Origin of the sequence: Sphingobium estronivorans, from assembly GCF_008692605.1 — a bacterium.
In the GTDB taxonomy this organism is placed as follows: domain Bacteria; phylum Pseudomonadota; class Alphaproteobacteria; order Sphingomonadales; family Sphingomonadaceae; genus Sphingobium; species Sphingobium estronivorans.
Window position 1 is genome coordinate 1 of the sequence record NZ_LFCT01000057.1, and the last position, 2,078, is coordinate 2,078.

General features: G+C 59.7%; 3 protein-coding genes and 2 pseudogenes. 2 read left to right on the forward strand and 3 right to left on the reverse strand.

Annotated features, from left to right (window positions below; genetic code table 11):
- The 3 genes and pseudogenes from F7P65_RS22230 to F7P65_RS21770 all read right to left on the reverse strand — a co-directional run.
- Positions 1-191, reverse strand: a pseudogene (locus F7P65_RS22230) (hypothetical protein); the annotation flags it as partial.
- Positions 166-510 carry a hypothetical protein gene (locus tag F7P65_RS21765; RefSeq protein ID WP_150295630.1) on the reverse strand — a complete coding sequence of 115 codons (345 nt, stop codon included), beginning with the start codon at positions 508-510 and terminating at the stop codon, positions 166-168. The pseudogene F7P65_RS22230 and the gene F7P65_RS21765, both read right to left, overlap by 26 nt.
- 64 nt (positions 511-574) lie before the next feature.
- On the reverse strand, positions 575-1,165 hold the full coding sequence (locus tag F7P65_RS21770; RefSeq protein ID WP_150295632.1) for a sigma-70 RNA polymerase sigma factor region 4 domain-containing protein: 591 nt from the start codon (positions 1,163-1,165) through the stop codon (positions 575-577).
- Between the two features lie 288 nt (positions 1,166-1,453).
- Here F7P65_RS21770 and F7P65_RS21775 point away from each other — a divergent pair, with 288 nt between their 5' ends.
- Positions 1,454-1,882, forward strand: a complete 429-nt coding sequence (locus F7P65_RS21775; protein ID WP_150295634.1) for an RNA polymerase sigma factor — start codon at positions 1,454-1,456, stop codon at positions 1,880-1,882.
- Between the two features lie 6 nt (positions 1,883-1,888).
- Positions 1,889-2,078, forward strand: a pseudogene (locus F7P65_RS21780) (DUF7146 domain-containing protein); the annotation flags it as partial.

Sequence of the window (2,078 nt, forward strand, 5' to 3'; positions counted from 1 at the left end):
CCGCCGAAGAGGGTGGCCGCCCCGACCTTCTCGGGTCGGCCGCCCCTCGTGGCTGCATAGAGGCAGCTCAGGATGAGCAGCAGCAGAAATCCAGATTGTCGTGTCATAACAACGTGAAAAGCACAGAACTGCTGCAATCCGTCAACAACTGCCTGGAAGCATGGATCATGCCGCCCGAAGATGCCGACCATCTGCCGGCTGCTGCCTGTGCTCTGCCTTGAACAGGTCGCCATAGCTGACCTCGGCCAGCCCGACATCATCGTTGGTCTGTTTGAGATTGGCATGGGTCGCGATGATCTCCTGTCGCGTCTGCGCGATCAGCATGACCGCCGAGGCCGAACTGACGAGCGCGTCCTGTCCGATGGCGGCCCCAAAGCGGGCATCCAGCCTGGCGATCGGCAAGGCGGCATTGAGTTCGGCAATCCTTGCAGCAGCGATGTCGATGGCCTCCTCGGCGGCAAAGAGTTTTCCGGCGACGGATTTGGCGATGGTTTGACGTTGTGAGCGCATGATTTCTCCTTCCCGCGTCCGGACGGAGCGGGTCCTTGCATTTGACGATGTGGAAAATGCTGCCTTACGTGTATGCGCTATTGAGCGCCGAAAGCAGCGAGGCGGCCGACCCCGCCATGACAAGAGCGAGGACGGCAACGGCAGCAATTACGGCCAGGGTCATTAGTAGCTTCAGGTCATTGTCTTGCCTCCCGCTTTTGCGGAGCGTCAGAATGTCCCGACGGGCCAGACGGCGGAGGAAGCTGGACAAAGCATCCTGTTCCAACGCCGGTGGTTCTGCCTGTGGGATCTGTACATCCGCTTGAACATCAGCGGGTTCATCTGGTCCGAAATCATCGGGTTGTGGAAGGTATAATTTTTGGGGGTATAAAGAATGTACCCCTTCTTCGGTCGCTTTCTTGGCCGCCTCCATGGCGGCTTCCCAGGCTATCACAATGCGCCCCGCTTCATTTTTTGAATATTGGCCGCCCAGGCGCTTGCGTCCGGTGAAGATCGCCTTGGTGACCATGTTTTGGCTAGTGCCGACCAGCTCTGCTATTTGCTTCGCAATAAATCCATGCCCGGACCTTTTGAGTACTTCGCGCTCAAGGTCGTTAAGGCGTTCGAGTGGCTCTCGATGAGGTTCCCAATCGATCGCGTCAGGGTCGAGCGGCATGTTCGTCACTACCTCCAGTTCTTGACCGTCTCGAATTTGCCCCGGGTATCCATGCGCGGTCGGTCTCGCATGGCCGCAGTGTCATGAAATGGAAACACAAAAGCAACGATGAATGGGCGTAGAACGGGTCCATCACATCCTTCAGCCATTGCAGGAGCCGCAAGAAAACAGATTGCCGAACAGGCCCCACGAATCGGGGTGCCGCCTGGCCATGAGCGGGAGGGAAAGAGGGAGGAGGGAATGATGCGGCAAATGGGTCGCACATGTTCCTTCAACCCGGAGATTTCCATGACATGGCGGCTGGCTTTTCAGGCGTTGCGCGGTCTGCGGGCCGTTGGAACGTGGTGTCGCGGCTCGTTACGCAATGACGCTGTGGTGGCACGGGCGATCAGGGCCTATCTTGCCGCTGGCGAACATCCAGACCGGCAATGCCAGGCCCTTGCTGAAACGGAACTGGCGGCTGTCTGCGATCGAGTCGGTGCCCACCAGAACGAAGGGTTTTCGCATGCACCGGACGCCGCGATGCGGTCGGTGGTTGATGCCATGCCTCCATTGACCGCTGCGATTCTTGTTCTTCGGGTGCATCATGGCATGGACGTCGATGCCATCGTCGAGCGATTTGCGATTCCCCGCTGGAAGATCCGCAGGCATCTTCGTCGTGCGATCCGCACAACGGCAAGGGGGACCGTGCCCAACGGCCGCGGTCCTTCGGGCTAACCTGTCATGGTTTCGCTGCTCGCTGCGCAAGGGCGCAGGATCGTCGAAAAGCTGGGTGGCGTCTGGACGCCGCAGGGCGGCATGTGCCGCTGTCCTGCGCATGATGATCGAACGCCGAGCCTGTCCGTGCGGGTCGGCGAACGCGCGCTGCTGTTCAAATGCTTCGCCGGTTGCGACACGAGAGACGTGCTGCGCA